This is a genomic window from Neisseria sp. P0009.S007 (genome assembly GCF_051962515.1).
The window spans coordinates 1-536 of sequence record NZ_JBQCVF010000844.1; the positions used below are offsets into that span (position 1 = coordinate 1).

A 536-nucleotide genomic window follows, 5' to 3' on the forward strand; every position below is an offset into this window, starting at 1 on the left:
CCGTTATCGGTTTGACGATGGTGAATAATGTCGAGCAGCTGTTGAACTTGCGTGCTTTGCAGGCGTTTGGCGCGGGGATGACCGTGGTGATTTCCGGTGCGATGGTGCGCGATTATTATTCCGGACGCAAAGCCGCGCAGATGTTTGCCTTAATCGGCATTATTCTGATGATTGTGCCATTGATGGCACCGATGATTGGTGCAGGCTTGCAGAATTTGGGCGGCTGGCGCATGATTTTCGGCTTTCTGGCCTGTTATTCGCTGCTGCTTTGGGGTTTGATGTGGTATTTCCTGCCTAAGCCGCACCAAAAAGGCAAAATCAGCATGGACGTGTTCGGCGTGGTGGCCGGCAGGTTTAAACGTGTTTTGAGAACGCGCGCCGCGATGGGCTATCTGTTTTTCCAAGCTTTCAGTTTTGGTTCGATGTTTGCCTTTTTGACCGAATCATCGTTCGTGTACCAACATCTGTATCATGTTTCACCAAACCAATATGCTTGGATATTTGCGCTCAATATCATTACCATGATGTCGTTTAAC

1 protein-coding gene is annotated in these 536 nt (G+C 49.1%); it reads left to right on the forward strand.

What is annotated here, in order from left to right:
• A partial coding sequence (locus ACTHS3_RS16715) for an MFS transporter (RefSeq protein ID WP_440368604.1) occupies window positions 1-536 on the forward strand: 536 nt, incomplete at both ends.